27 protein-coding genes and 1 tRNA gene are annotated in these 26,518 nt (G+C 71.0%); 5 read left to right on the top strand and 23 right to left on the bottom strand.

All coding sequences use genetic code 11. The features are described 5' to 3' along the window. The first annotated feature begins 11 nt into the window (after positions 1-11). From ACLHRZ_RS16640 to ACLHRZ_RS16625, 4 genes are all read left to right on the top strand, one after another. Positions 12-659: an ABC transporter permease gene (locus ACLHRZ_RS16640; RefSeq protein WP_490419208.1), complete on the top strand. Its 648-nt coding sequence runs from the start codon at positions 12-14 to the stop codon at positions 657-659. Further along, positions 652-1,908, top strand: coding sequence for an ABC transporter ATP-binding protein (locus tag ACLHRZ_RS16635; protein ID WP_490419207.1), 1,257 nt, complete (start codon positions 652-654; stop codon positions 1,906-1,908). Before ACLHRZ_RS16640 ends, ACLHRZ_RS16635 begins: the two co-directional genes overlap by 8 nt. After that, positions 1,905-2,768 (top strand): ABC transporter permease, encoded by an 864-nt coding sequence (locus ACLHRZ_RS16630; protein WP_490419206.1) that lies wholly within the window; start codon positions 1,905-1,907, stop codon positions 2,766-2,768. The genes ACLHRZ_RS16635 and ACLHRZ_RS16630 overlap by 4 nt, the downstream gene beginning before the upstream one ends. A gap of 75 nt (positions 2,769-2,843) precedes the next feature. Further along, on the top strand, positions 2,844-3,803 hold the full coding sequence (locus ACLHRZ_RS16625; RefSeq protein WP_490419350.1) for a glycine betaine ABC transporter substrate-binding protein: 960 nt from the start codon (positions 2,844-2,846) through the stop codon (positions 3,801-3,803). Between the two features lie 83 nt (positions 3,804-3,886). On the opposite strand, the gene ACLHRZ_RS16620 is transcribed toward ACLHRZ_RS16625, so the two are convergent. The 7 genes from ACLHRZ_RS16620 to ACLHRZ_RS16590 form a co-directional block, all read right to left on the bottom strand. Beyond that, positions 3,887-4,675 (bottom strand): YlbL family protein, encoded by a 789-nt coding sequence (locus ACLHRZ_RS16620; protein WP_490419205.1) that lies wholly within the window; start codon positions 4,673-4,675, stop codon positions 3,887-3,889. Between the two features lie 22 nt (positions 4,676-4,697). Beyond that, positions 4,698-5,339: an IclR family transcriptional regulator gene (locus tag ACLHRZ_RS16615; protein WP_490419204.1), complete on the bottom strand. Its 642-nt coding sequence runs from the start codon at positions 5,337-5,339 to the stop codon at positions 4,698-4,700. Positions 5,340-5,669: 330 nt separating this feature from the next. Further along, a complete protein-coding gene (locus ACLHRZ_RS16610) occupies positions 5,670-7,460 on the bottom strand; it encodes a DEAD/DEAH box helicase (RefSeq protein WP_490419203.1) in 1,791 nt (596 codons plus the stop codon). A 188-nt stretch (positions 7,461-7,648) separates the two neighbouring features. Continuing rightward, positions 7,649-9,073: an MFS transporter gene (locus tag ACLHRZ_RS16605; protein WP_490419202.1), complete on the bottom strand. Its 1,425-nt coding sequence runs from the start codon at positions 9,071-9,073 to the stop codon at positions 7,649-7,651. Between the two features lie 115 nt (positions 9,074-9,188). Beyond that, positions 9,189-10,244, bottom strand: a complete 1,056-nt coding sequence (locus ACLHRZ_RS16600) for a YeiH family protein (RefSeq protein ID WP_490419201.1) — start codon at positions 10,242-10,244, stop codon at positions 9,189-9,191. Positions 10,245-10,252: 8 nt separating this feature from the next. Then, entirely contained in the window at positions 10,253-10,807 is a 555-nt protein-coding gene (locus ACLHRZ_RS16595) for a cysteine dioxygenase family protein (protein ID WP_490419200.1), read from the bottom strand. 176 nt (positions 10,808-10,983) lie between these two features. After that, the gene (locus tag ACLHRZ_RS16590; protein WP_490419199.1) at positions 10,984-11,889 is read right to left on the bottom strand and encodes a LysR family transcriptional regulator; all 906 of its coding nucleotides are present in this window, start codon (positions 11,887-11,889) and stop codon (positions 10,984-10,986) included. 196 nt (positions 11,890-12,085) lie between these two features. On the opposite strand from ACLHRZ_RS16590, the gene ACLHRZ_RS16585 reads away from it, so the two are divergent. Next, positions 12,086-12,157 (top strand) — tRNA-Cys (locus ACLHRZ_RS16585). An 82-nt stretch (positions 12,158-12,239) separates the two neighbouring features. Here the strand turns inward: ACLHRZ_RS16585 and ACLHRZ_RS16580 are convergent. The 16 genes from ACLHRZ_RS16580 to ACLHRZ_RS16505 all read right to left on the bottom strand — a co-directional run bounded on the left by ACLHRZ_RS16580 (position 12,240) and on the right by ACLHRZ_RS16505 (position 26,498). Further along, positions 12,240-13,520 (bottom strand): tyrosine-type recombinase/integrase, encoded by a 1,281-nt coding sequence (locus ACLHRZ_RS16580; protein WP_490419198.1) that lies wholly within the window; start codon positions 13,518-13,520, stop codon positions 12,240-12,242. Between the two features lie 85 nt (positions 13,521-13,605). Continuing rightward, positions 13,606-13,833, bottom strand: a complete 228-nt coding sequence (locus tag ACLHRZ_RS16575) for an excisionase family DNA-binding protein (protein WP_490419197.1) — start codon at positions 13,831-13,833, stop codon at positions 13,606-13,608. A gap of 341 nt (positions 13,834-14,174) precedes the next feature. After that, complete coding sequence (locus ACLHRZ_RS16570; RefSeq protein ID WP_490419349.1) at positions 14,175-15,722, bottom strand: YfjI family protein; 1,548 nt, start codon at positions 15,720-15,722, stop codon at positions 14,175-14,177. Positions 15,723-16,074: 352 nt separating this feature from the next. After that, positions 16,075-16,986: a bifunctional DNA primase/polymerase gene (locus tag ACLHRZ_RS16565; RefSeq protein ID WP_490419196.1), complete on the bottom strand. Its 912-nt coding sequence runs from the start codon at positions 16,984-16,986 to the stop codon at positions 16,075-16,077. A 91-nt stretch (positions 16,987-17,077) separates the two neighbouring features. Beyond that, positions 17,078-17,596 carry a hypothetical protein gene (locus ACLHRZ_RS16560; protein WP_490419195.1) on the bottom strand — a complete coding sequence of 173 codons (519 nt, stop codon included), beginning with the start codon at positions 17,594-17,596 and terminating at the stop codon, positions 17,078-17,080. A 19-nt stretch (positions 17,597-17,615) separates the two neighbouring features. After that, entirely contained in the window at positions 17,616-18,080 is a 465-nt protein-coding gene (locus ACLHRZ_RS16555; RefSeq protein ID WP_490419194.1) for a hypothetical protein, read from the bottom strand. Positions 18,081-18,283: 203 nt separating this feature from the next. Continuing rightward, complete coding sequence (locus ACLHRZ_RS16550; RefSeq protein ID WP_490419193.1) at positions 18,284-20,401, bottom strand: P-loop NTPase family protein; 2,118 nt, start codon at positions 20,399-20,401, stop codon at positions 18,284-18,286. 92 nt (positions 20,402-20,493) lie between these two features. Beyond that, on the bottom strand, positions 20,494-20,808 hold the full coding sequence (locus tag ACLHRZ_RS16545) for a hypothetical protein (protein WP_490419192.1): 315 nt from the start codon (positions 20,806-20,808) through the stop codon (positions 20,494-20,496). Further along, positions 20,799-21,116: a hypothetical protein gene (locus tag ACLHRZ_RS16540; protein WP_490419191.1), complete on the bottom strand. Its 318-nt coding sequence runs from the start codon at positions 21,114-21,116 to the stop codon at positions 20,799-20,801. The genes ACLHRZ_RS16545 and ACLHRZ_RS16540 overlap by 10 nt, the downstream gene beginning before the upstream one ends. A 2-nt stretch (positions 21,117-21,118) precedes the next feature. Beyond that, entirely contained in the window at positions 21,119-22,276 is a 1,158-nt protein-coding gene (locus ACLHRZ_RS16535) for a DNA cytosine methyltransferase (protein WP_490419190.1), read from the bottom strand. Continuing rightward, positions 22,273-23,136 (bottom strand): protein spdB, encoded by an 864-nt coding sequence (locus ACLHRZ_RS16530; protein WP_490419189.1) that lies wholly within the window; start codon positions 23,134-23,136, stop codon positions 22,273-22,275. The genes ACLHRZ_RS16535 and ACLHRZ_RS16530 overlap by 4 nt, the downstream gene beginning before the upstream one ends. Beyond that, positions 23,133-23,423, bottom strand: coding sequence for a hypothetical protein (locus ACLHRZ_RS16525; RefSeq protein WP_490419348.1), 291 nt, complete (start codon positions 23,421-23,423; stop codon positions 23,133-23,135). The genes ACLHRZ_RS16530 and ACLHRZ_RS16525 overlap by 4 nt, the downstream gene beginning before the upstream one ends. A gap of 96 nt (positions 23,424-23,519) precedes the next feature. Next, positions 23,520-23,969 (bottom strand): transcriptional regulator, encoded by a 450-nt coding sequence (locus ACLHRZ_RS16520; RefSeq protein ID WP_490419188.1) that lies wholly within the window; start codon positions 23,967-23,969, stop codon positions 23,520-23,522. Positions 23,970-24,017: 48 nt separating this feature from the next. After that, positions 24,018-24,830 (bottom strand): DUF4097 family beta strand repeat-containing protein, encoded by an 813-nt coding sequence (locus ACLHRZ_RS16515; RefSeq protein WP_490419187.1) that lies wholly within the window; start codon positions 24,828-24,830, stop codon positions 24,018-24,020. A gap of 164 nt (positions 24,831-24,994) precedes the next feature. Continuing rightward, positions 24,995-25,189 carry a hypothetical protein gene (locus ACLHRZ_RS16510; protein WP_490419186.1) on the bottom strand — a complete coding sequence of 65 codons (195 nt, stop codon included), beginning with the start codon at positions 25,187-25,189 and terminating at the stop codon, positions 24,995-24,997. Between the two features lie 592 nt (positions 25,190-25,781). After that, on the bottom strand, positions 25,782-26,498 hold the full coding sequence (locus ACLHRZ_RS16505; RefSeq protein WP_490419185.1) for a GntR family transcriptional regulator: 717 nt from the start codon (positions 26,496-26,498) through the stop codon (positions 25,782-25,784). Positions 26,499-26,518 lie beyond the last annotated feature (20 nt).

The raw sequence follows: 26,518 nt of genomic DNA, 5'->3' as shown, positions 1-26,518 counted from the left end.
AGGAGTGGCGGGTGAGCTTCTGGGAGTACGTCGGCAGCCGCCACGCCCAGCTCTTGGCGGACACCTTCCAGCACGCCAGCGCGGTGTTCCAGTGCATGGTCGTCGCCACGCTCGCCGGAGTCGCGATCGGCGTGGCGACGTACCGCAGCGAGTGGGCGGGCAACCTGGCCGTCACGACCGGCGCGACGCTCCTCACCATCCCCTCCCTCGCCCTGATCGGCCTGCTGATCCCCGTCACGGGCCTGGGGGTGGCGCCCACGGTCACGGCGCTGGTGCTCTACGGGCTGCTGCCGATCGTCCGCAACGCGATCGTGGGCCTGCGCGGGGTGGACCCGGCGCTGGTGGACGCGGCGAAGGGGATCGGGATGTCGCGCGCGGCCCGGCTGTTCCGGGTGGAACTGCCGCTCGCCTGGCCGCCGATCCTCACCGGGATCCGGGTCTCCACCCAGATGCTGATGGGCATCGCCGCGATCGCCGCGTACGCCTCGGGGCCGGGCCTGGGCAACGAGATCTTCCGCGGCATCTCCTCGCTGGGCAGCGCCAACGCGCTCAACCAGGTGCTCGCCGGAACGCTGGGGATCATCGTGCTGGCCCTGCTCTTCGACGCCGCCTACGTCCTCATAGGCCGGCTGACCATTCCGAGGGGGATCCGTGCCTGAGCCGCCCGCCCCGCCCGCCCCGTCCGCACCCGCCCGCGCGACCACGGGCGCCACGATCCGGCTGGAGAACCTCACCAAGCGCTACTCGGGCAACCCCGTCCCCGCCGTCGAGAACGTCAGCATGGAGATCAAGGCCGGGGAGATCGTCATCTTCGTGGGCCCGTCGGGCTGCGGGAAGTCCACCACCCTGAAGATGATCAACCGGCTGATCGAGCCCACCTCCGGCCGGATCCGCATCGACGACGAGGACGTCACCGGCATCGACCCGGTGAAGCTGCGGCGCAAGGTCGGCTACGCCATCCAGTCCTCCGGGCTCTTCCCGCACATGACCGTCGCGCAGAACATCGCCCTCGTGCCGCGCATGACGGGCTGGCCCAAGTCCCGTATCCGCAGCCGGGTGGAGGAGATGCTCGACCTGGTGGGCCTGGACCCCGGCGAGTTCCACGGCCGCTACCCCCGGCAGCTCTCCGGCGGCCAGCAGCAGCGCGTGGGCGTGGCCCGGGCGCTGGCCGCCGACCCGCCCGTGCTGCTGATGGACGAGCCCTTCGGCGCCGTCGACCCGATCACCCGCGACCACCTGCAGGACGAACTGATCCGGCTGCAGCACGAGTTGCACAAGACGATCGTCTTCGTCACCCACGACTTCGACGAGGCCATCAAGCTCGGCGACCGCATCGCCGTGCTCCGCGAGCGGTCGCAGATCGCCCAGTTCGACACCCCCGAGGCCATCCTCACCAACCCCGCCGACGACTTCGTCTCCGGCTTCGTCGGCGCGGGCGCCGCGCTCAAGCGCCTCAACCTCACCCGGGTCCGGGACGTGGGCGTCGTCGACTTCCCCACGGCGGGCGTCGACGACCCCCTGCAGTCCATCTTCGACGCGCTGCGCTCGGGCACCGCCAACGAACTGCTCCTGCTGGACCGGCACCACCGCCCCTACAAATGGCTGCGCCGCGGCGACCTGATGCGCGCCAAGGGCTCGCTGGCCCGCGCGGGCACGCTCGTGCACGACACGGTCACGCGCGACGCGACGCTGCGCGACGCGCTGGAGGCGGTGCTCATCGACAACGCCGGACGGGTCGCGGTGACGGGCCGGCGCGGACGCTACGAGGGCGTCGTCGACATGCAGACGCTCATGAACTCCGTCCACGAACTGCTGGAGGCCGACCGGCTGGAGGCCGTCGAGCACCAGCACGCGCTGGAGGAGCAGCGTGCGGAGCAGACCCGGCGGGAGCAGGAGGGCGACGCGTGAGCCCGCCGGACGCCCCGCCTCCGAAGGACCAACGGCCCCCGGGCGAGCTGGAGGTGCGCGGGATCGTCTTCCGCGACGAGACGGCTCCGGAGCCTGTTGCTCCCCAACAGGCCGCCACCGCACGCCGGATCGGCTGGCAGAAGCTCGTCGTCCTGCCGGCCGTGGTGGCGCTGATCCTGCTGGGCACCTGGCTGTGGTTCCGCGGGGCCCGGCTGGACTCCATCGCGCGCAACGCCATCGGGGGCGGCAACGTGTGGCTGCGGCTGGAGCAGCACGTCTACCTCACCGTCGTCTCCACCTTCTTCGTCCTGATCATCGCGATCCCGCTGGGCGTCCTGCTCACCCGCAAGCCGCTGCGCAGCGCCGCGCCCATGGCCATGGCCGTCGCCAACATCGGGCAGGCGACGCCCGCGATCGGCCTGCTGGCGCTGCTGGTGATCTGGCTGGGCATCGGGACGAAGGCCGCGCTCATCGGCATCGTCGTCTACGCGGTGCTGCCCGTCCTCGCCAACACCATCGCGGGCCTGCGGGCCATCGACCCGCTGCTCACGGAGGCCGCGCGCGGCATCGGGATGTCGCCCGTCGGCGTGCTGGGCAGGGTCGAACTCCCGCTGGCCGTACCGCTGATCCTCGCCGGGGTGCGCACCGCGCTCGTGCTCAACGTGGGCACGGCGACGCTCGCCTACTTCGGCGGGGGCGGCGGCCTGGGCGACCTGATCGCCTCCGGCATCACCAACCAGCGGATGCCGGTGCTGGTGCTGGGCTCGGTACTGACGGTCGCGCTGGCGCTGCTGGTCGACTGGCTGGCGTCGCTGGCCGAACTGCTGCTGCGGCCGCGCGGCCTGGAGGGGGGCGACTGACCGGTGGCCGGGGTGCTGGAGGCGGCGCACAACGCGGAGGTGGCCCGCGCCAAACGGCGTGCGGTGGTGGCGACCATGATCGCCGGGGTGCTGTTCGTGCCGGCGGCCCTGCTGGGCGGCTGCGGGCTGACGAGCGGCTCGCCGCTGGTCGAGGAGGTCCGCCCGGGCTCGGTGGGCCAGGGCCTGCCGCTCAAGGGCGCGCACCTGACGGTGACGTCGAAGAACTTCAGCGAGAACATCGTCCTCGGCCAGATCATGGGCCTCGCCTTCCGCGCGGCGGGCGCGAGCGTCCTGGACCGCACCAACATCCAGGGCTCGATCGGCGCCCGGGAGGCGGTGCGCTCGGGCAGTGCGGACGCGATGTACGAGTACACGGGCACCGCGTGGATCACCTACCTCGGCCACGACAAGCCGATCGAGGACCCGCGGGAGCAGTGGCGCGCGGTCGCCGCGGCGGACGTGAAGAACGGCCTGGCGTGGCTGCCGCCCGCGGCACTCGACAACACGTACGCGCTGGCCCTGAACCGGGAGAACGAACGGCGTTACGGGACACGGACGTTGTCGGACGTCGCGGCACTCGCGGCGACGGACCCGGGTGCGGTGACGCTGTGCGTGGAGAGTGAATTCGCCGCGCGGAACGACGGGTTGCCGGGGATGGCGAAGGCGTACGGGATGACGGTCCCGGCGTCGCGGGTGCAGAAGATGGACGGCGGCATCGTCTACACCCAGGTGTCCGGGGGCCGTTCGTGCACGTACGGGGAGGTGTTCACGACGGACGGCCGGATCAAGGCGATGAACCTGGTCGTCATGGAGGACGACCGGCACTTCTTCCCGAACTACAACGCGGCCCCGGAGATCAACGCGAAGGCCCTGCGGGAGCATCCGGCGATCAAGGACGTGCTCGACCCGATCACGGCACGGCTGACGAACGAGGTGGCGCGGGAACTGAACGCGGAGGTGGACGTGCAGGGGCACGACCCGAGGGCGGTGGCACTGGGGTGGCTGGTGCGGGAGGGGTTCGTGAAGCGGGGGTGACGCGCCCCGGTACGTACTCGCGCCCCGAAGGGGCGCGGGGAACTGCGCGACCAGCCACGACGAACCCGCAGCTCACGGCGCACTCAGCAGCTCGGTACCTTCGCGCCAGAGGCAAGGGCCTTGAGCGACGCCACCGCGTCGTTCAGCTCGGTCACCGGGATCAGCTGCATTCCCTTCGGCAACTCCGCCTGGGCGTCCCGGCACTCGCCCTTGGGGACGAGAAAGACGGTCGCCCCGTCCCGCTTGGCGGCCTGCGTCTTCAGCGCGACGCCCCCGACCGCGCCCACGCTGCCGTCCGGTTCGATCGTCCCGGTGCCCGCGATCGTCCGGCCGCCGGTGAGGTCGCCCCCGTTGCCGTTGCCGTTCAGCTTGTCGACGACGCCCAGCGCGAAGAGCAGGCCCGCGCTCGGGCCGCCGACGTCCGCCAGGCGCAGCTCGACCTTGACGTCCTTCGGCGACCGGTGCAGATGGCCCAGCGCAGCGGCCACGGCCGCGTCCTGCGACTTCGCCATCTCCGCGAGGTTGTGCTGCTCGATCTGCTTGTCGGACTGTCCGGCGGGGTAGACGGCGTCGTGCGGCATGACGGCGCGGTCGGTGCGGAACCAGCCGTCGACGACGTCGCCGAGCGAGACGTCCGTCTGCGGCCCGGTGGCCACGATCGTGGTCATCCGCAGCTGTCCGCTCGTCTTGCGGGCCTCCGCCCCGCTGATGCTGATCACCGGCTTGTTCTTGTCGGAGCCCAGCACGTCCGCCGTCATGCCCGGCTGTGCGATCGCGAACGGCAGGGGCACGAACGCGGCCACCGCCAGCAGCGCGACCACGGGCGCGGCGCAGACGGCGAGGGTACGGGGGCGGCGGGACGGAGCAGACATGCTGCGAATCTAGCAATCCCGCTCACCGCAATGCGTCGGCCACCTCCTTCGCCGCTTCCATCACTCGCGCCCCGACCCGCTCGGGCACCGATTCCGCGAGCATCACCACGCCGACGCTGCCCTCGATCCCGGTCACCCCGAGCAGGGGTGCGGCCGCGCCGCTCGCGCCCGCCTCCAGCTCGCCGTGGGTGAGCGCGTAGCCGGGGGAGTCGGCCTCGCCGCGGCGGGCGGCGAGGATGGCCCGGCCGGCCGCGCCGCGGTCGAGCGGGTGGCGGAAGCCGGCCCGGTAGGCCACGTGGTAGTCGGTCCAGGTCGGTTCGACGACGGCGACCGCGAGCGCCTCGGCCCCGTCGACGAGGGTCAGGTGGGCCGTTGCGCCGAGGTCCTCGGCGAGGGCCCGCAGGGCGGGCAGGGCCGCCTCCCGCACCAGCGGGTGCACCTGCCGCCCGAGCCGCAGCACGCCGAGCCCGACCCGGGCCCGGCCGCCGAGGTCCCGGCGGACGAGGGCGTGCTGCTCCAGGGTGGCGAGCAGGCGGTAGACGACCGTGCGGTTGACCCCGAGCCGGGTGGAGAGCTCGGTGACGGTCAGGCCGTGGTCGGTGTCGGCGAGCAGTTTGAGGACGCGCAGTCCCCTGTCGAGCGTCTGCGAGGTCTCCGCGGTCACGACGCCCCCTCCTCCGATGAGTGGCGGCCGTCGATGCGGTGGGGTTGCGCCACCGGTCCCGTCCGGCAGCGCGCAAGGAGAGGCCGCCGGTTGCTGAGACGCACTGGGTACCGGCTGCGCTCCGCGGCGGCGCTGCCACGGGGCGTGCGTGACCGGACCGTAGCGCCGCCGGTCCGCTCTGCGGAAGAGTCTGCCCACAATCCGGTCACTGCGCAGGCGAATGACGACTATCGGAGCCGGATTCCCAGCATGCGGACACCGATGCGCGGGGCGCGCACGCCGGACGCGCCCCGCGCTCGGGCCGGTTCGTGACAAGTCACAGCACGCGCGTCACTTCATGCGCGTGGCCCACTCCCGGACCTTGTTGATCCGCTCGGTCAGCTGGCCGGCCGTCGCCTCCGCGCTCGGCGGGCCGCCGCACACCCGGCGCAGCTCGGTGTGGATGACGCCGTGCGGCTTGCCGCTCTGGTGGACGTACGCGCCGACGAGCGTGTTCAACTGCTTGCGCAGTTCCAGCAGTTCCTTGTGCGTGACCACCGGCCGCCGCTCGGCGGGGATCTCCAGGAGGTCGGCCTGCTCGTCCGGCCTCTTGCGGCTGTGCGCGATCTGCCGCGCCTGCCGCTTCTGCAGCAGCAGCTCCACCTGGTCGGGCTCCAGGAGGCCGGGGATGCCGAGGTAGTCCATCTCCTCCTCGCTGCCCGGGTGCGCCTGCATGCCGAACTCGGCGCTGTTGAACAGGACGCGGTCGAAGACGGCGTCGGACTCCAGCGCCTCGAAGGGCAGCATGTCCTGCTCGCCGGTGTCCTCGTCCTGCTGCTTGTTCGCCTCGTCCATCTCCTTCTCGGACTCGGCGTACGGGTCCTCCTCCTCGCCGTCCTTCTTGGGCTTGTCGAGGACGTGGTCCCGCTCGGCCTCCATCTCGTTGGCGAAGGAGAGCAGCATCGGGATGGTCGGCAGGAAGACGGACGCGGTCTCGCCGCGGCGCCGCGAGCGCACGAAGCGGCCGACGGCCTGGGCGAAGAACAGCGGCGTGGAGATCGTCGTGGCGTAGACGCCGACCGCGAGGCGGGGCACGTCGACGCCCTCGGACACCATGCGGACGGCGACCATCCAGCGCGAGTCGCCGGCCGCGTAGTCGTCGATGCGCTGCGAGGCCCCGGAGTCGTCGGAGAGGACGACCGTCGGGCCCTCGCCCGTGATCTCGCGCAGCAGCTTGGCGTAGGCGCGCGCCGAGTCCTGGTCGGAGGCGATGACGAGGGCGCCCGCGTCGGGGATGGACTTGCGGACCTCGGTCAGCCGCTGGTCGGCGGCGCGCAGCACGTTCGGCATCCACTCGCCGCGCGGGTCCAGGGCGGTCCGCCACGCCTGCGAGACCGCGTCCTTGGTCATCGGCTCGCCGAGCCGGGCGGAGAGCTCGTCGCCCGCCTTGGTGCGCCAGCGCATGTTGCCGCTGTAGGAGAGGAAGATGACGGGCCGGACGACGCCGTCGGAGAGTGCGGTCCCGTATCCGTACGTGTAGTCGGCGGAGGAGCGGCGGATGCCGTCGTTGCCCTCCTCGTACGTGACGAACGGGATGGGGTTGGTGTCGGACCGGAAGGGCGTACCGGTCAGGCACAGCCGGCGGGTGGCCGGGTCGAAGGCCTCCAGGCAGGCTTCGCCCCAGGAGCGGGAGTCGCCGGCGTGGTGGATCTCGTCGAGGATGACGAGGGTCTTGCGCTGCTCGCACCGGTTGCGGTGCAGCATCGGCCGTACGCCGACACCGGCGTAGGTGACGGCGACGCCGTTGTACTCGCGGCCCAGCGGGCCCGCGCTGTACTCCGGGTCGAGCTTGATGCCGACGCGGGCGGCGGCCTCCGCCCACTGCTTCTTCAGGTGCTCGGTGGGCGCGACCACGGTCACCTGCTGGACGACGTGGTGGTGCAGCAGCCACGAGGCGAGGGTCAGGGCGAAGGTGGTCTTCCCGGCGCCCGGGGTCGCGACGGCGAGGAAGTCCCGGGGCTGCGTCTGGATGTACTTGTCCATGGCGCCCTGCTGCCAGGCACGCAGCTTGTTGGCGGTACCCCAGGGGGCCCGGCCGGGGAAGGCGGGCGAGAGATGGTGATTTGTGGTGGTGGTAGTCACGGTCTCCGTCGGCTGGGTCGGCGACAGGCAACCGCGTCAGCCTACCGGGCCGTTCCGAAGGCCCGGGTTCACCCGGGTCGGGTTGCCGTTGTCGCGGCTCCGCCGCTCGTCCCCAAAGGCCGGACGGGCCGATTCCTGCCCGGTGTCGGGCAGGAATCGGCCCGTCCGGTGTGCGCAGCGCGGGTGTCTCACCCCCGCGGCCGCAGCCGCGTCCCCACGCAGGCCCCCGCCAGGGCACAGCCCGCCGCCAGGGCGAACACGGCCACGAACGCGGCCCCCGGCGCGGCGGCGCCCTCCGCGGAGGCGGACACGCTCCCCCCGCCGAAGGAGACGAACAGCACACCGGCCACCCCCACCAGGAGAATGCTGCCGAGTGCATCGGACACCTGCATCGACGCCGAGTTGGTGCCCTCCTCCCCCTCCCGCGAGAGCCGCAGCAGCAGCACCCCGAGGCTGGACATCGTCAGCCCCATCCCGTACCCGGCGAGGACCCACGCGGCGGCCACCACCCACACCGGCACGGCGCCGGCCAGCACGGCCGGCACCACGGCGACGGCCGCCGCGAGCAGGACCATGCCCAGGCTCATCAGCCGTTCCCGGTACGGCTCCGCAGCGGGACGGCTCTGGGTGTACGAGCCCAGCGCCCATGTCAGCCCGCCGCCCGTCAGCGACATGCCGGCCATCGTGGCCGACATCCCCCGCTCCGTCACCAGCATCAGCGGCACGAAGCCCTCCGCGGCGAGGAACGAGCCCTGCGCGATGCCCCGTAGCAGGACCACCGCCGGCAGACCCCGCGCGGCCCGGAACGTCCCGGCCGGCAGCAGCCGCAGCACGCACGGCACCAGCAGCGCCAGCCCGGCGGCCGCGGGCAGCAGGGACCAGGGCCGCAGGTCCTGGCCCGCGTACTGCAGCAGCCCGGCCCCCGCGGCCACGGCGAGCGCCAGCAGGATCCGCCGCCGGTCCATCCGTTCCGTCCGCACGCCGGCCCGGACGCGCCGCAGGGCCGGCAGCATCACCGCCAGCGGGGCCAGCACCAGCACGGGGATGGCGAGGAACACCCAGCGCCACCCGAGCTGTTCGGTGACTGTGCCCGCCACCACCGGGCCCACGATGACCGGAACCACCCACGCCGCCGAGAACGAGGCCATCACCGACGGGCGCAGCCGTTCCGGATAGGCCCGCCCCACGACCACGTACAGCGCGACGATCACCAGCCCGGAGCCGGCGCCCTGCACGGCCCGCGCCGCCACGAACATCCACATCTGCTGTGCCGCACCGGCCCCGAGCAGGCCGGCGCCGAAGGCCCCGATGCCGGTGAAGAGCGGGACCAGGGGTCCGGCGCGGTCGCACCACTCCCCCGACAGCGCCATGGCGAAGAGGCTCGCCGTGAAGAAGGCGGTGAAGGCGAACGCGTACATCCCGATGCCGTCGAGCGCCCGCGCGGCGACCGGCATCGCGGTGTTGACCGCGCTCGCCTCGAAGGCGATCAGGGAGACGACGGAGATGATGCCGAGGGTGAGCGCCCGGTGACGGCGCCCGAGTATGCCCTCCGGCGCGTCGGGCGAGGGTATGCCGGACAGGGCCGGGGACTCGGTGGATTCGGGAGCTGTCATGCCCATCAGAGTAAGGAGCGAAGTGGCTTTGCGCCCCTGTCGCGGGAACCAGATCCGCTACGTCTTCGGTCCTAGGGAAGCCGACCGGTCACGTGCTTCACACGCTTCACACGCTTCACGTGGTGAGCAGTACTCCCCCGTACGACACCCCCGCGATCACCACCCACGAGCACAGCCCCAGCGCCGCGACCCGCCCGCCGGTCCGTACCAGCGAGGGCAGGTGCACCGCGCTGCCGAGCCCGAACAGGGCGGCGGCCAGCAGCAGTTCCTGCACGTGCTGTGCACCGTCCAGGGCGGCGGAGGGCACCCAGCCGGTCGTCCGGAGGGCGACCATGGCAAGGAAACCGAGGACGAAGAGCGGTACGAGCACGGGCCGCTTGCCCTCCGCCGCCCCGGTCCTGGCGTCGTACGCCCGCCTCCGGCGCACCGCGACGGCCACCGCCGCGACGAGCGGCGCCAGCAGCGCCACCCGCATCAGCTTGACGAGCACGGCCTCGCCGAGCGCCGCCGGCCCGGCGGTCTGCGCGGTGGCGACCACCTGCCCGACGTCGTGCACGCCGGCCCCGACCCACCGCCCGAACTGCGCGTCGTCCAGCCCGAGCGGGTGGTGCAGCAGCGGCAGCACGGCGATGGCGAGCGTGCCGCACAGCGTGACCAGGGCGACGGACGTCGCCACGTCCTCCTCGTCGCTGCCGGACACCTCGCTGACGGCTCCGATCGCGGAGGCCCCGCAGATCGAGTACCCGGTGGCGATCAGCAGGGGCTGATCGCCGCGCAGCCCGAGCCGCCGCCCGAGCCACAGCGTCCCGAAGAACGTCGCCGTGACGGTGACCAGCACCATCACCACCGTGGCCCAGCCGAGCCCGAGCACGTCGTCCAGGCTGAGCTTGAGGCCGAGCAGTACGACGCCGACGCGCATGAGCCGCTTGCCCGCCAGCGTCAGCCCGGGCCGCCCGGCGCCGCGCACCAGGGCCCGTACCCCGGGCAGGTGCGCGGCAGCGATGCCGAGCACGACGGCGGCGGTGAGCATCGGGACGGCGGGCACGAGCCGGTGGACGCCCCAGGCGAGGGCGACCCCGGCGGCGGCCATGGCGAGGCCGGGCAGCGTGCCGGGCCTGCGCCCGGTGCCACCGGAGGAGCGTGCCCGCTCCCGCGAAGAGATCAGTGTCATGTGTGTGGTCAGAGCTCGTGGGCCGGAAGGTCGTACACGCGCCGGACGCTCGATCCGAGCCGCGAGACGTCGGCGCCGTAGACGTGGAGGGAAATGGCGGTGGACGAACCGGCGTTGCGCACCCGGTGGATGTCACCGGGCGGCGCGAAACCGCAGACGTCGCCCTGCGCGTTGACGACGTCCTCGGTCGCGACGAGCCGGGCGGTCATGCCGTCCGGGACGAGGCGGTAGCGGCGCTCGCTCTCGGTGCCCCGGTGGACTCCGGTGACGCACCAGGAGACGTGGTCGTGGATGCAGGTCTGCTGCCCGGGCAGCCAGACGAGCGCGACGACGGAGAAGCTGCCGTCGGGTTCGGCGTGCAGGATGTGCTGGCGGTAGCGCTCGGGGTCGCCCTCGCACTGCTCCTCGGTCAGCAGGTCGCCGGCGCCGAGATGGGCCGCGAGCCGCTCACCGACGAGGTAGGCCGTCGTGTCGGGCGGCAGTCCGCGGCCTACGGCCTCCCGGACGTCGCCGATGAGCTCGTCGAGACGGGCTGTCGTCGGGGGTGCGGTAGGTGTGGTCATACGTGCAGAATCGGGGGGGCTTGATCCATCAGTCCAACGACAGTTCGTAGAGAGTATCCGAACGCCGGCTTATGGATCGGGCCGCCGCTGTTCGAAGGGGCCGCCCCGAAAGGGGTGCGGGGAACCGCGCGAGCGACCACGGCCGGCCCGCAGCCGGCCGGCCACCGGCGGAGCCCTCAGCACCCCACCCGCCGCGCGGCCACCGCCTTGAGCTCGTCCAGGACGAGCACGGTGGCCGGAACCCGGAGGTGCTCGCGCAGCACGTAGGCGGAGACCTGCCGGCGGGACGCGGGGTCGAGGGCCCGCCCGGTGATCTTGTCGTGGCGCAGGAAGGACAGGACGAGCCCCGGCATCATGGCCACGCCGAGCCCCTCGGCGACGAGCGACTGCACGACGAGGATGTCGTCGGTGGTGAAGGCGATGTCGGGCGCGAAGCCCTCCTCGGCGCACTCGTGGAGGAAGTTGGCGCGGCAGCGCAGGCACCCGGCTATCCAGCGCTCGTCCGCCAGCTCGGCGAGCTTGACCGCGCGGCGCCGGGCGAACGGGTGCCCGGCGGGCAGCAGCACGGTCAGCTGGTCCTCCATGAGCGGTATCTCGACCAGCTCCTCGGGAACCTGTTCACGCAGGCCGGGATAGGTGAAGGCGAGCGTGATGTCGCACTCGCCGCGCACCAGCCGGCGCAGCGACTCGGGCGGCTCGCCCTCCAGCAGCTCGACCCGCACCCCCGGATGATCGGCGGCCAGCCGGGCGAGCGCCTCGGGCACGATGGTGGCGCCGGCACTGGGAAACGCACAGACCCGGACCCGCCCGGCCCGCAGCCGCGTCAGCGAACTCATCTGCTGCTGCGCGACGGTGAGGCTGTCCAGAATCGTCTCCGCGTGCCGCGCCATCGCCTCCCCGGCCTCGGTCAGCCGCATCCGCCGCCCGGCCCGGGTGAAGAGGGGCGTACCGACGACTCGTTCGAGCGCCTTCATCTGCTGGGTGATCGCGGGCTGCGTGTATCCGAGCACGCGGGCGGCTGCGGAGTACGACCCCGTCGTGACCACCGCATGGAACGTCTTGATGTGCCGGGAGTCGAACACGCAGGAATCATAAGCGGAATTTGGGGGAAGGGGGCGAGGGCAGCGGGTTGCTTCTGGATGATCGGCACCCTGCCCCCGCCCCTGCCCCTGCCCTCGGTTGTTCCGTGAACGGAGCATGTCGGCTGCGTGGCAGGGCCCGAGGCCCCATTGAGGCAGCGCCCCGGGCGTCCTATGGTCATGGACAGACGCACGACATGGCCGTGTGCCCGAGTGGTTGAGGGGCTCGCCTGCAAAGCGAGTTACGTGGGTTCGATTCCCGCCACGGCCTCTGAGTGCCTGAGCAGGCGAAACGGGAGGGCGGCACCCCATGCGGGGTGCCGCCCTTTTGGTCGTCCGTCTCAGTTGCCGTCTCAGTTGGCCGGTACGAGGGCGCCGGCCGCACCGTCGTCGCCGTCGTCCGACCGGTCCGTCTCGGGCTTCCAAATCAGTCCGTCCACCTGCCGCGCGATGTCCGTCCGCACGGCGTCCACCATGTGCTGATAGCGAGCGGCCATGGCCGTGGTCGACCATCCCATGAGGCCCATGACGGCGCGCTCAGGAACACCGAGGATGAGCAGAACCGTCGCGGCCGTGTGGCGGGCGTCGTGAAGACGTCCGTCCCGGACCTTCGCCTCTGCCAGTAGAGCCTTCCACTCGGACCAGTCCCGGCGGTGGGACGGGCTACGGCCGTGCTCATCCGGGAACACCAGGTCGTTCTCAACCCACCGCTTCCCGGCCGCCTTCCGCTCCGCTTCCTGCGCCTTGAGGTGGGCGCGGAGTAGGTCAACGAGCTGTTCGGGGAGGCCGACCGCACGGCGGCCGGCGCGCGACTTGGTAGTGGACAACTCCGGATTGGTGCGCCGCTTTTGCGGGCAGTACCCGGCGGCCTTGCGTCCGCACGGTTCTACGCACCCGTGGGCGTACTGCGGCCGGTGGCGGCTACGCCGGACCACAAGGAACCCACCGTCAAGGTCCATGTCTTCCCACCTCAGGCCGAGCACTTCCCCTTGGCGCAGTCCGAGGGCGAGGGCGACGGCCCAGCGTGCGGAGTTGCGGTGCTGGTCAGCGGCCTTGAGCAACCGCTGTACCTCTTGGACGCTGTAGGGCTCTACTTCGTGCTCCCCCGTCTTCGGCGCCTTGGCCAACTGGACCGGGTTCTTGCCGAGATGTCCGCGCCGTACGGCCTCATTAAGGGCGGTGCGCAGGGTGCGGTGCACCTGGTGCGCGGTCGCGGGCTTGCTGCCGTTGGCCTGCATCTTGGCGTAGAACGCCTCGATGTGCTCGGGCTTGAGCCTGTCGAGACGGTGAGCCCCCAAGCCGGGGATGAGGTGCTTCCGTATGGCGACGCCGTACCCGACCATCGTGTTGTCGTTGACCGCGAGGGGCGCGACGTTCTCAATCCAGTGCGTCAGCCACGCCTTGACCGTCCACGCCTTGCCGGGCTTCCGCACGATCTTGGCATCGCGCTCCTTCTCCAACTCACGGACAGCAAGCGTTACTTCGGCGCGGGTCTTCCGCTCGACGTGGCGGCGGTCGGGGGTGCCGTCGTCGCGGATGCCGACAGTGACGCGACCGTGCCACTTGCCGTCTTTGCCGAAGTAGATGGAGCTTCGGCCGTTGGGCTGTCGGGTGCGCTTCTTCTCCTCTGCCACAGGCAAACTCCTGATTCTTGAGTGTCGGGATGGTGCCCGGGGCGGCGGGCGGTCCTGTCCGGGAGTGCCGCCGCCCCGGGCGTCGTCAAGCGGCGCGTTGGGCGGTGCGGAGACGGGCCGCGTACGCGGCCGGCGCGTCGACCGGGACCCTGCGGAGTCCGCCGACCAGGACGGACTCCAGTTCGCCGGTGCGGATGAGCGCAAAGCATGTGGTCCGACCGATACGGAGTCGGCGGGCGGCCTCTTCGACCTTGAGGAAAACGAGGGTCGGGTCGTCGTCGGCAGGGGCGGCGGGGGTGTCATGTTCGTCCACAGCTCACTCCTGTGAGGCTGAGTTCATGGGCAGATGCCGCCGCACAAACCGCGATATCCGCAGAAAGCCCGGGGAGGGCCGCTGGCCTGCGGCGTTGCGGTGTGCGGGTGGAGGCGGGCGGTGCTCCGCAGAAATCCGCGATACTCCGCAAAAATCAGGGGAGGCCGCAGAGCGGTCCCGGCCGGCGGGGTGGCACTCGGCTTTTTGCGGAATATCGCGGGATTGCGCGACGGGCCCCCGTCCAGGGTCGTATCGGGGGCCCGTCGCAGGTCAGCGGCAGTGTCCGGGGCTTTCTGCGATTTCGCGGTTTGTGCGGGAGAGGTTGTCCGCAGAGGTGGGGGTCACTGACCACCGTGCCGCAGGAACGGGTGGGTTGTGAGGCGGGGTGCCGGTGGACGTCCGCGCTTGCGGGTGCGCTCGGGTTGGTAGGACCGCAGGTATCCGTGGTCTTCCAGAAGCACGAGGGCTGGTTCCAGGTCGGCAACGGTGGGGACCTCGCTGCGGGACAGAACGCTGAAGACGTCCCGCCGGCTGACGTCCTCCCATCCGTTGGCCCTTAGCGCTTCCAGCACGCTGCGGGCGCGGGACAGGACCGGGTCGGCGCCCATGACGTCGAACACGGCGAGGGCGTGGGCGGTGTAGTACTCCCCCAGCTCGATCGCCGCGTTCATGGTGGCCTCAACGACGGGATGCGCGTAGCCGTTGCCGCCGTGTTCGGCAAGGTGCAGCAGCGCAGCCATGCGGGCGGTCGCCCCAGCAAGCTTTCCGGCCCAGTTGGAGATGTGGCCCAGCCTGCCGCCGCGCGCCTTGAGCTGCGGTTCGATGCGCTCCTGATAGGCAATCAGCGCCACGTCCGCCTCCGGGGTGAGCTGAATGACGGCCGGGTCGGTCCACTCCGCCAGGGACAGGGCGAGGTCGATGACCCGGGTGGTGTAAGTGGCGGCCGTCTGTTCGGGGACCGGGTCGGTGATGATCTCGCGTTCACCGACCGTGGACACCGGCAGGGAGTACAGGAAGCGGGCGAGCAGTCCGCGTCCCTCGAACCCCTTCACCTTCCCGATGTCCCGCAGCACGTCCGGCTGGACGGCGAGACCGATGGTCAGCGCGGGGGCGTCGATGTACTCGCGGCGGGTCTGCCGGTTCACCCGCAACCGGTCCCCGGCATGCCCCTTCAGAAAGACTTCCATGTTCGGAGCCCCGGAGTAGCGGCCCGCGATGATGTCGAAGATGCCGCCCTCAGCGCTCATCACCGATAGCCGCCCGCCCTGTTCCGCCATGAGCGAGGTCACCGTCTCGGGTGTCGAGTCGTCCGCCAACAGGACCGGTTCGGCCGGGACAGTGAGCGTGTCGGCCGTCTGCGCGAGACCCACGGCCGTCGCCACCATCTCATCCCGCTTGTGCCCGTCGGCCGACACGGCCTTAGCAGCGGCCTTGTCCGCCGCTTCCTTGGCCAACCGCGCAGTCAACTCCGCTTCCACGATCACGGGCTGCATAGCCGCCTTGAGCTGCTTCTCCGCCTCATAGAGGGGGTTGGTCAGCAGCGCGAAGACGGCGGACTTGCGGTTGGCGGGCGGGAGCGCCACGACGGTGTAGAGGTTGGTCGGCTCACGCCAGTTCCCGCGCACGTGGACCACTGACCGGCCGCCGGCCGCCGTGGCAAGCACAGCGAGGGCAACCGATCCGGCGAGGTCCACCGGGGTCTGTGTCTCTTCCCCGACGGCCGCCACGAACTCCCCCAACCAGGCGGGGAGGACGTGGGCAGGGAACAGCGGACGCTCACGGCGGCCGGTGAGGGGAATGGGGTCCTCCCACACGTCCGGTGTCGCGTCGTCTTCGCCGGGCGGTTCTTCCAGAGTGGGCAGTCCGGCCCACAGGTCGGGGTTATCCATAGGCTGTGTGGTCATGCGGCTGCCCTCCCTTCGGCCGTGCTGGTGTGGGGGCAAGTACCGACGTGTACGCGGGTGGTGAGTGCGATGACGGCGTCGCGTCCACGGGCACGTTCGTGACGCCCGCAGGAGCAGAGCCAGTCAGCGACCGGTAGGCCGGTCATACGGACCTGAAACCCGAGCCGAATACCGGTGATGGTGACCGTCTGCGGGTCAGGGCGAAGTGCTGAAAGGACGCCCTGACGGGCGACGACCCTCAGCGCACCACTGTCCGATGAAGGCTGGGCCTGTTCGGCGAAGCCGGGGCCGTCGGGGGTAACGGGCAGGCTGTTAGTTGAGGGACGACGGCAGCCGGTCATGCCGTCCTCCGGCTGCCGCTGTTCTGCCGGATAGACCAGTTCAGCGCGCTGGTGATGGCGGAGCGGTACTCGTACGGCTTCTGCCCGGCCGCCTCCGCCCCCCGACTAATAGCCGCCTCAACCTCAGCGCGGTCAAGGTCGCCGGACGCGACCAGCCGCCCCAGGGCCCGTGCGGCCCTGACGACCGCCTTGTTGCGTTCGCCCTCGGGAGCGCCAGCGACGTTGTTCTCCTCGTTGCGAAGCGCGGCTGCCGCGTAGGAACCGGCGCTACCGCGGACACGCGACGTGGTTGCCGCCGAGCCGGTTCGCGTTCGGGGGTGGGGCGGGACCAGGAGGGCAAGCAGCCAACCGGGCAGCGGGTTGAGCAGGGCATGCCTGCGGGTCTCGTACTGTGCCCCGCCTACGCGGCTTCCTGCAGCGACGACGTAGCCGCCCCATGCGCGGGTGTCGACGAGTGGTGCGAGTGTTCCGGCGGTGTTGTGCAGCCGGGCTGCTGCGGGGGCGGTGAAGTACAGGTGCGTGCCGCCGCTCGCGGTCCGGACTGTGCGGGTGGTGGGGACGGCCTGCCCGGTGCGCTCGCAGAGCGCCTGGAAGGTCGCCGCGCCGTCAGGCGCGTCCGCATTGCTCTTGGGCTTGTCCAGGTCGATCACGAGCAGCCCGGCCGGGCCGGTCGCCAGCCCGATGTTGAAGGGGCCGGCTGACCATGCGCGGCGGATGCGCTCGGGGTCGGTGGTGGCGCGCTCCTCCCACTTCACGTGCCCTGTCCGGCAAGTGCCAGTGCGGGGGCACCGGGTCTCGCCGTGCAGGGCGGGACGCTTATCACCGGGGCGGAGCGGGAAGACGGGCCAACCACGCTCCGCAGCATCCAGTGCTGCGCGCAACAACACAGAGCGGAGTTCTTGGGGCATGCTGGGGGCCTCCTGTTTCTGCTTCGTCGGGATAGGGAGACCGGGGGCGGCGGGCTGTCCTGTCCGGGAGTGCCGCCGCCCTCGGGCGTAGCTACTGCTGTTCGGCCCAGTGGGCGTATTCCTGGCGGACGTAGCCGCGCGGGTTGGCGAGGGCCTCGGGGTGGTCGGGCCCGTACGGGTAGCCGAAGTACCGGCCGCCCTCGTAGCGGTCGAGGTCGAGCAGGCGCCGTGCGGTCTTCAGGGCCACGTCGTTGGCGTCGCCGTAGAGACGTCCGTCCCGGTCGGTCAGTGCGATGCGGTCCAGGACGGCCGCCCTGCGAACCCAGAACTCTCGGCCGTTCGGGCCCTCTGGGTTCAGGACCCCGTTGTTGACCATGTACGCGGTGATCCAGTCCATCTCGTGGACGATGCTCGGGGCGAACTCGTACGCCTCTTCCGGCATCGGCCACGGGCCCGGCTCGGGGTAATGGTCAGCGATGACGTAGAGGCGAGCGCGCTTACCGTCGCGGGACGGCGACTGGCGCACGTTGCCGGTGTCGAACGCACTGTTGAGCACGGTGGTGACGCGTTCGGTGTCGAACGGGGCGCAGATGACGCGGATCTCGAACATGGCTATCCCTTCGTGGTGTTCAGCCGCGGAAGTGGTTGCGCTTGAAGACGGCCTTGCGGATGTGGAAGGTGTTGCCGCCGCTGTGCCCGCGGCTGCCGAAGACTTGGGCGGCGACCCAGCCGCCGAAGATGACGGCAGCGAGGATGATGAGCTGGTGGATGAGCGCAGCGAGTGCGGCGATGAACGAGGTGAGCAGGAGTAGCCCGCCGCAGACCGCAGCGAAGCCGACCCCGCCGAGGGCGAGGTTGACCGCGGTGCGCGAGACGGCCGGCGGGGGCGCAGGCGGTTCGGGCTTGGCCGGCGCGATGGCGTAGCCGGTGACGACCCTGCCGTCGGGCAGGATCACGCTGGCCACGGTCGGGATGTTGTCGGGCTGGACAGGAACGAGCGGCACCGGCGCAGAGATGACAGGCGGCAGCGGGGCGGGATGGTGGACTTCCACGGCCCACTCATCGCATTCGGGGATGGCGTGTTCGTGGCGCATGCGGAATCCCTTCCGACTGTTGGCCAGGGAGGCTGCACGGCCCTCTTCCGGGTTCCCGTGGAGGGGGGTTCGAGGGCGTTGACCTGCGCTCCTCCCTGACTCCCTGACGGATCATTCGTGCTGGTCAGGGCCAGGGGTGCGGGCCGGGGAAGGGGAGAGGGAGTTCTCCCTGCCTCCCTGGCCTGCGAGGGGTCCGCCTCCCTCTACTCGGAGGCGGAAGCGGAATCGTCGTCGGGGCGGTTGGCGAGGGCGCGGTGGATGCGTTCGCGGGCGACGACCATGCGGCCGTCGGACTTGTACGGCTCGGCGCCGGTACCGTCGAGGACGCGCTTGAGGTCGATGAACGACCAGCCGCCGTAGGCGTCCTCGTTCAGCGCGGCGAGCCGCTTGAGCACGTCTTGCGTGAGCACTCGCGGGGCGTCGCCGAGGATGGTGGCGATGTCGGCGAGCGGGTCATGCCCCTCGCCCTGCTCGATGACGTGCAAGGTGGTCACCCCGTCGCGCAGCGCCTTGGCGCGCTCGGCGATTTCGGTGGCGGTGTCGGTGTCGATGTAGTGCGTGCGCACGGTGATGGAGGACTGGCCGGCGGGGATGTCGATGCCGTCGGAGGCGACGACGAGGGTTCCCTTGTCCAGGCCCTGACGCAGCAAGTGTGGGGCGGCGCCGCCGTCGACGGCCTTGTCGCCCAGCGCCATGCGGGACTGCGACTCGGTGCCCAGTACCAGGGAGGCGCGGGTGTGGGCGCCCTCGCGTACGAGCTTGGGGAGGTTCTGGTCGGTGGGGTCTTGCGTGCCCTGCCACAGCAGCACGTCCACGGCACGGCCCTGGTTGTGAAGCTTGCGGGAGGCCATGAAGTACCGGGAGGTCGCCTTGCTGCCCCCGTACGGGCGCTTGGCCTCATCGATCGCCGGGCACATGAACGCCACCTGTGCCTCGTCCACGATGATGACCAGCGGCGTGAACACGGTGCCGGGCGGCGCCTGGAGGCGCCGTTCCATCTCGGCGACCCCGTGTTCCACCATCTCGGTCACCTGGATGACGTGGTCGTCGGTCGGTCCCTGGATGAGTACGGTGGCCAGCCCGTCGAACATGGCCCAGTCGCCCACGCCCTTGAGGTCGCCGAGCCAGAATTCGACCGTGCGGTCCAGCGCCAGCCACAGGGCGAGCGAGCGCAGGGCGGCGGTCTTGCCCTGGTTGGACAGACCGGTGACAAGTACGTGGCGCTGGTACGGGCTCAGCATGGCAGCGTCCCCGCGCAAGTCCTGCCCCCACGGGGCCTTGCCGGTCTTGTAGTTGGCGATCAGGGTGGGGTCGGTGACCAGCGGCGACGGACCGATCGGCTCGTCCAGCGCCCCCGAGTCCGCGATCCACAGCCGCACCGTCCGCGCGGCCTGCGGGATCGTGATGAATACCTCGTGCTCATGCCGGGTCAGGTTCTCTGCCAGCTTGCGGCGCTTGTTCTGAACCTCGTTGGTCGACACCCCGGAAGGAAGGGTCACGTCGACCTCGACACCGCATCCGGCGATGGTGATCGGTCCGAGCATGCTCGCGCCGGCGTCGCCCATCTCCTTGATGGCGTTGCGCAGTGTCGAGATCCCCAGGTCGCGCAGGGCCTTGACCACGATCGACGGAGTGATCGGCTCACCCTCGCCGTTGCGGGCGTTCGCCGGGAGTGCCCATTGCGGGGCGGCCTGCTGGTGCTGGCCGACGGCCCACAGGGCGAGCAGGGCCAGGAGGGGGCCGATCGTGAGGGCGGGACCCCACGTGATCTGGACGATCCGGATGAGCAGGGCGATGAATTCGATGACCGCCCGGATGGGGGTGATGACGTCGGCGGCGTCCTTGTTGGCGATGGCCAGCACCACCCCGAGGGCGACCAGGGAGCCGACGCTCATGCCGGCGGTGGCCACGACGCCCTTGGCGGCATCCATCGGGGAGTGGAGCAGGTCCATGCGGCGGCGGTGGCGTGCCTCGCGGAAGCGCTGTCCACGCTCCTCCCACTCGGCGGCCACCTCGTAGTTGCCGGCCGCTTCGGCGGCGCGCAGCATGCGTTCGTAGCGGGCGGCGGTGCGGCCGTCCCAGGTGCGGCGGGCCGCGATCCGTGCCCCGCCGGCGACGTAGAGGGTGTGGCGGGCGACCGCGCGGGCGGCGGTCTTGGTGTGCTCGTGGGTGACGCCCGTCTTGATGGCGCGGCCGGAGCGCACCCACAGCGGCACGACCGGCGCCGCCGGAGCGTCCGGCACCACCGTGAGCGTGGTCGGGGGCGCATCCTGAGCCGGGAGTTCGGGGTCCTTGTAGAGGTGAACGACGTTCTCGGACATGCTGAGACTTCCTCCTGACTACCCGGATCGGGGCGGGAGCTGAAGGCGCCGGGGTGGCCGGGTCCGTGGCAGGGGCGGCCACCCCGGCGCGGTCAGCGGTCGTGCCGGTCGTGGTTCTCGGCGTGGCTGAGCTGGGACGGTTCGGTACGCAGGGCGTCCTCGTACCAGCAGAACGGGCGGATGCCAGCGGACGCCTTGTGCACCCGGAGCGCCGCGCCCTCAGGGACGCTGGGCAGGGCGTAGACGCGGCCACCGTCCAGGGAGGCCAGGAGTCGGGCGGCGTGGTGCTCGCAGCCGTCGGCCCCCGTGTTGCAGGCGTCGAGCACGGTCACGGCGACGGGGCCGACACAGAGCGTCGGGTCATCCGGGTGGGCGGCAGCGCAACGGCCGTCCGTGGTCACCACCACCGCGAGGACTTCTTGGCGGACTTGGCGGCTGCGGCCTCGTTCACGATCCGCTGCCGCTCGATCTGCAACGCGGTGATCTCCGTGACCAGACGGGTCTCGGCCGCGCTGGAGACCGTCTCCAGCTTCCGGTCAGCGCGCGCGGGGCTCTTGCCCCGGACGACCTGGTACGAGCCGCTGGCCAGGGCCGCGAAAGCGGCCCTCCTCTCGGAGCTGGTCAGCGGCCACATCTCGCCGTTGCGGACCGCCTCCAGCTTGCGGATCGCCTCTCGAATCGCGCGGTCCAGATGGCGGGTGGTGGGCTTTGCCATGGTCAACCCCTCCTCGTGGGCGTTTGGTTGGAGTCGGTAACAGGGAGGGCGAGGGGATTGCCCCGCACGGCGGGCTCAGCTCGGCTGAGCAGGAGGCGCAGGGCGGCAACGGCCTGCGGCGGCACCACACCGTTGCCGAGCGCCTTGAGCTGCGCGGTGCGGGACAGGCCGGGGACGGCGGTAACGTGGCCGTCATCCAAGGCCATCAGCCATTCGACGAATGGCGGGTTCAGCCGTCCCAGAGCGTCAGTTGGCCGGGGAGCAGGGCGGCCGATGACCCGCGCCCACCCTTCGACCGCCGCGGCGTACGGCCCCCAACGCTGCGGGCCGCGTCCGTCAAAGTCTCCCCGTGTCCCCAAGCCGGGTTCGCGCCGCTGCTGCTCTTCGCGTCCGTTGCAGTCGGCGTCGGCAGCAGCTCCCCCACCTCCGCGGCCAGGCTCTTGCCATGCGTCCCTGCTTCCTGCGAGGGACTGCGCTTGGTCTGCCGGTTCTCGTTCGCCGACGCCCGCGGGGTCGGCAGCAGTGATACGACGTGCCGCAGGTTCATCCCGCCCTGTGCCGCATGCCCCGCCCCGGTGCTCTCCGAGGTGGACGGCGTCGGCAGCAGCGAGCCCACCACGGTGGGCAGTTGCCCGCTCTGCCCACCTCCGCGCCAGTCCCGGGCCGCCGGAGTCGGCAGGCCAGGCAAGGAAGAACAGGCGCTTGCGCTGGTGGGCGGCGCCGATATCGCTCGCGCGTACACAGCACCAGTCCGCATCGAACCCGAGGGCGGCAAGGTCCCCAAGCACGGTGTCGAAACCGAGGGAAAGGTGACCTGCGACGTTCTCAAAGACCGCGAGACGGGGTCGTAGAACCCCAAGGGCGCGGGCGATGTGCGGCCAAAGGTGCCGGGCATCTTCAGTTCCCTTCCGTTTGCCCGCGGTGCTGAACGGCTGGCAGGGATAGCCCCCGGTGAGGACATCAACCGGTGCGACGCCGTGCCAGTCCCGGGCAGTGATGTCCTCGAGATTGGGCACCTCGGGGTGGTGGTGGGCCAGGATGAGTGAGGCGCCGGGGTCGTTGTCCGCCACCCACGTCAGCTCCCCGCCGAACACGGCCTGGACGGCGATGTCCAGGCCGCCGTAGCCGGTGCATACTGAACCGATGTGCGGCCCGCTCACGCCGCCACCCGCTTCCACGCGGCCCGCAAGCGGACCTCAGATGCGGAGTGGCCGGCGGCCCTGAAGCGGGTGGCCATCTCCCGGTAGGACAGGGCGGGCATCTCGCTGTGACGGATCTGGTCGACCAGTGCGTCAAGCGCCTCGTCGGTGAGCACGGGAGCGGTCTCCCACGTGAGCGCGGGGACCGGCTCCATCGGGCCCCAGACCGGGAGTTCCCACCGGGGCGTGACGCCGGGCGTGACGCGGCTCGTCACGCTGGTCAGCGCCCTGCCGGTGTCCTCGCCCTCTCGTGCCGTCTCCAGCGTCGACCACGCCCTCGAGAGGGTCTGTGCGGTCTTGGCCTGGACGCGTGCGACGCGGGCCCCGGCCCCCGTCACGGCCGCCAACCGGGTCTCCTCGGTGGCCGCTTCGGCCCGTAGTCGGGCACGGGCCACGGCGGCTTCGTCGCGGGCCTCCTGCTGGATGCCCCGGATCGCGTTGAGCGCCGACGGGGTGAGAGAGGTCCGTTCCCACAGCCCGTGGACCAGCCACAGAGCTTTCGCCGCAACCGGCAGCCATGCAACGGCCAGCCACGCCCCGGCGGAAGTCTCGGCGGTGAGCGCGTGCGCCACCAGGACGCCGGCCGCCACGAGGCCGAAGCACCAGCCGACGCCGGTCACCACGTGACTGCGGTCGCCCTGCGCGGCCAAGCGACGCTCGTAGGCGAGGGTGGCCAGCCATCCCCCGTCGATCCCCAGACCAACGACCAGCGCGACGGGCCACGGCACCGCCCCGCCGAGCCACATCACGACCACGGCCAGGGTGAGCACCATGGACACCGCCGTCATCGCGACGGCAGGCAGAACGGTCTTGGCGCTCATGCCGCTTCGCCCGTTCCGCGCCGGTGGCCGCGCGCGGTGCGGAGGAACGGCACGGTGTGGGTCAACGCTTCGGCGTACAGGGCGTCCCAACCGGCGATCTCGTCACCGTCCTCAGCCTGCTCGCGCAAATCGGCAAGGATGTCGCGGACCGCGTCCTTACGGGCAGCGCGCTCGCCGACCGTCTCTTCGTGCAGCGGACCGCGGAACAGGTCGATGTCGATCCCGAGGGCCAGTTCCGCGAACTCCTGGTCGCCGTACGCCTCCTGGTCGGCGACGAAGGTGCGCATACGCATGCTGGATCTCTCCATTCAGTACGTCGGGAAGACGCGGGGCGGTCGGCTGTCCTTGTCCGGGAGTGCGACCGTCCCGCGAAGCGAACGGGGTCAGACGGTGGTGACGATGAGAGCGGCGACCAGCAGCCACAGGTGGTGGAAGGACTGGTCAAGCGCGTAGGCACCCGTGCCGATGTGCGGGTTGTCGTCGTGCCCGACGCGCGGGGCACCGAGCCGGTAGAACTCTCCCTTGCCGGTCGCCTTGGCCAGCCACGCCAGCGTGGAACGCCGGTCGGCCCACCAGTGCGAGGCAGCGTCGACACCGAGCCCGACCGCGATACCGAGCAGGGACAGGTGCAGCCCCAGTAACGCGGCGGCCGGGATGAGCACGGCGAGTTTGGTGAGCGTGAGGGTGGCGACGTGCCGGGCGCCCGCGAGGCGGCCGGCCCAACCGGGGCGCCCCTTGTTCGCGGACTGGTGCGAGGACTGCACCCAGTGGTCACCCACGCTGTGGGCGACGTACAGGGCGATGAAGACGGCGGCGAACGTGGCAGCGTGCATCGGTGACGGACTCCTGTCCGGGAAGAGGTGAAGGGCGCGGGGCGGGTGCTAGCCGATCTGGACGTAGCCGCTGGTCACCCGGCGGCGGACGTTCAGGTGCGAGGCACCGGTGATGCGCGCGCAGCCGGAGGTGGCGTTCACGCTGAGGCGGCCACTGGCCTGCGGGGTCGCGGCCACCCGGACGTTGCCGGAGGTGAGGTTCAGCCGCGCGTCGGAGCCGCTGTAGGCGTCGATGCCGAGGTTGCCGGAGGTGAGGTCGACGTCCAGCGAGCCGGTCACGTCGTCGACGATGACGCTCCCGCTGGTGATCGTGGCGTCCAACTTGCCGACCCGCTCAGCAGTCAGGCTGCCGGAGGCGCCGTCGTACTCCAGCCGCGCCAACTCGCCCGTGACAACCGTGTCGGCGGTGTGCGTGCTGATCAACGCCATGGAACCGGCAGGCAGACGGACTACGGCGCTGATCGGCGTCACCGCGTCACCACTCGCGTCGGCGGCGGTGACCTCGCGGCCGTTGATGAAGACCTTGCCGCCGCCGTGGCCACCGATGTGGATGTTGCCACCCACGATCTGCACGCCGCTGCCGCCGGAGAACGTCATGGTGTTGCCACCGACGCTGATGGTCGTGCTGCCGTTCATGCCGCCGACGACGTCCGGGACGCGGACCTTGAGGTTCTGCCCGTGGAGGCGGACGGCGGTGTCGTGGATCACGTCGGCGGACGGGCCGGAAGTGGCTTCGGTCCTCAGCACCACGGATGCCTGCTTCAGCGTCGGGTCGACGACGATGCGGATGCTGCCAGCATTCATGGCCAGGTCCAGGGCGATCGGGCCGAAGGCGTCCACGGGAATCGTGCGCTCGGTCATGGATGAGCTCCTTGACTGCGTCGGGAAAGAGGACCGGTCGCGGCGGGCTGTCCTTGTCCGGGAATGCCGCCGCGCCGGGAGCCAGGGCCAACACCGCAGGAAGCGGCGGGCCACGTGCCCCGTCCAGGAGTCGAACCCGGCCTACGACCATCGGGGCGAACGTGCTACTTCGCGGGGGCGCAGTCGGGGCAGGTGGCGTCGCCGCAGAACTCGATGCGGCCGCAACCGATCGCCTCCGAGACCCGGTTCGCGATCTCCCCGCCGCGTTCCCCTCCGATGCGCTGGCCGGTGTACTGAAGCCCGCGGCACACGCGCTCGGGGAACGAAGCGCCCTCGGTGCTGTCCTTGCGTCCGAACATGAGCAAGTCCTCTCGGATCGGCGTTAGGTGGGATCGAAAAGCCCTCATCAAACGGGCAGGGAATCGACATGACGTGAAGCCCTGCCCGCATGACGAGTGACGGGAAGCCCGTCACCGTCGTCTCGCGGTTCCCCACGCGCCTTGCTCCGCCTCCTTTGGACGGCACGCGATCACCGCGCCACTCAGTCGTCACTCGCTGAGTGGATGCGCCCGGGATGCCATGGACTGGGTGCGGCCCAACCACCGGTGGTCCCCGCGATCCACTCCCTGGGTCTACGCCCGAGGGTCAGACCAGCGGCTTAGCCGATGACACCGATCGATCCGTGAAGACGACGGACTTCTACGTCTCCCGTACCGCTCGAACCGCTTGTAAGCAGACCCGGCGGACCGTGCGCGGCTCAGTAACCCCAGCCCCGGCATTTGCCGGGGTGGACTGGCCACACCAAGAGACTGGACCGGTGGACCGGTCCAGTCAACCCCCATCGCGCGAACGGGAGTTGACAGCCACACATTTCCGCAGCTAGTTGGCCTGATAGGCCATCAAAAAAGCTGGACCGGCGGACCGGTCCAGCTACGTGGGGGCTCTAGTCGACTACATCGCATAGGTTTCGACGCGCTCAAAGAGCGTCCCGGGCGTGACACCCTCCTCGCATACGAGGGGACGCCCCTCTTGATCGGCCGCAGTGTGCAGCACCACGGCGACCGCAGTCTCCCCGGATAGTGCGAGATGCAGGGCTTCCTCCGCCGTCGCCATCCGCACCGTGGTCACGTCCACACCCTCTACGGGAAACCGGCCAGTCTGGCGACGTACGTAACGCGTCGTCCCTTCCGCGATCGGGGCGGTCTGCGCCAGACGTGGCGACGGCTCGGCAACGTCGGGTGGGAACCACGCCTGTACGTAGCTGTGCGGGCTACCGTCAGGGAGTTGGAGTACACGCACCCGGCGAAGCGCTCGAACGCCGGGGGCGAGGCCTAGCGCTGCGGCTACGCGCGCCGGCGGCTCCGCCCAGTCCGGCGCACCGACGCGCAGGAACGGCATACCGCCCGTCACACGGGCAGAACCTGCCCGACGGCTGCCCGCGGGGCGCGCTACGGGTGTTTCGGCGATGACGAAGCCGGTCCCCTGGCGGGCTTCGACCACGCCATCGTTGCGCAGCACGTCCATCGCTTTGATGACCGTGGCTCGCGACACGGACCACTGCTCGGCCAGGTCCCGTCCCGATGGCAACGTCGCGCCCGGCGCAAACTCCCCGGCTGCGATCCGAGAGCGCAGGGACTCTGCGATCTCCTCGTACTTGAGAAGTGCCATGGCTCCTCGTTGGGTAGTTT

Source organism: Streptomyces sp. AM25 (genome assembly GCF_058146165.1).
Note: the sequence above shows the minus strand (reverse complement) of the source record. Positions and strands in the feature narration are given on the sequence as shown.

Coding starts and splice junctions, on each gene's coding strand:
- ACLHRZ_RS16625 (WP_490419350.1), top strand. CDS start 2,844: ATGATCGCCGGGGTGCTGTTCGTGCCGGCGGCCCTGCTGGGCGGCTGC.
- ACLHRZ_RS16620 (WP_490419205.1), bottom strand. CDS start 4,675: ATGTCTGCTCCGTCCCGCCGCCCCCGTACCCTCGCCGTCTGCGCCGCG.
- ACLHRZ_RS16605 (WP_490419202.1), bottom strand. CDS start 9,073: ATGACAGCTCCCGAATCCACCGAGTCCCCGGCCCTGTCCGGCATACCC.
- ACLHRZ_RS16600 (WP_490419201.1), bottom strand. CDS start 10,244: ATGACACTGATCTCTTCGCGGGAGCGGGCACGCTCCTCCGGTGGCACC.
- ACLHRZ_RS16595 (WP_490419200.1), bottom strand. CDS start 10,807: ATGACCACACCTACCGCACCCCCGACGACAGCCCGTCTCGACGAGCTC.
- ACLHRZ_RS16570 (WP_490419349.1), bottom strand. CDS start 15,722: ATGGATAACCCCGACCTGTGGGCCGGACTGCCCACTCTGGAAGAACCG.
- ACLHRZ_RS16565 (WP_490419196.1), bottom strand. CDS start 16,986: ATGCCCCAAGAACTCCGCTCTGTGTTGTTGCGCGCAGCACTGGATGCT.
- ACLHRZ_RS16560 (WP_490419195.1), bottom strand. CDS start 17,596: ATGTTCGAGATCCGCGTCATCTGCGCCCCGTTCGACACCGAACGCGTC.
- ACLHRZ_RS16555 (WP_490419194.1), bottom strand. CDS start 18,080: ATGCGCCACGAACACGCCATCCCCGAATGCGATGAGTGGGCCGTGGAA.
- ACLHRZ_RS16550 (WP_490419193.1), bottom strand. CDS start 20,401: ATGTCCGAGAACGTCGTTCACCTCTACAAGGACCCCGAACTCCCGGCT.
- ACLHRZ_RS16540 (WP_490419191.1), bottom strand. CDS start 21,116: ATGGCAAAGCCCACCACCCGCCATCTGGACCGCGCGATTCGAGAGGCG.
- ACLHRZ_RS16530 (WP_490419189.1), bottom strand. CDS start 23,136: ATGAGCGCCAAGACCGTTCTGCCTGCCGTCGCGATGACGGCGGTGTCC.
- ACLHRZ_RS16525 (WP_490419348.1), bottom strand. CDS start 23,423: ATGCGCACCTTCGTCGCCGACCAGGAGGCGTACGGCGACCAGGAGTTC.
- ACLHRZ_RS16520 (WP_490419188.1), bottom strand. CDS start 23,969: ATGCACGCTGCCACGTTCGCCGCCGTCTTCATCGCCCTGTACGTCGCC.
- ACLHRZ_RS16515 (WP_490419187.1), bottom strand. CDS start 24,830: ATGACCGAGCGCACGATTCCCGTGGACGCCTTCGGCCCGATCGCCCTG.
- ACLHRZ_RS16510 (WP_490419186.1), bottom strand. CDS start 25,189: ATGTTCGGACGCAAGGACAGCACCGAGGGCGCTTCGTTCCCCGAGCGC.
- ACLHRZ_RS16505 (WP_490419185.1), bottom strand. CDS start 26,498: ATGGCACTTCTCAAGTACGAGGAGATCGCAGAGTCCCTGCGCTCTCGG.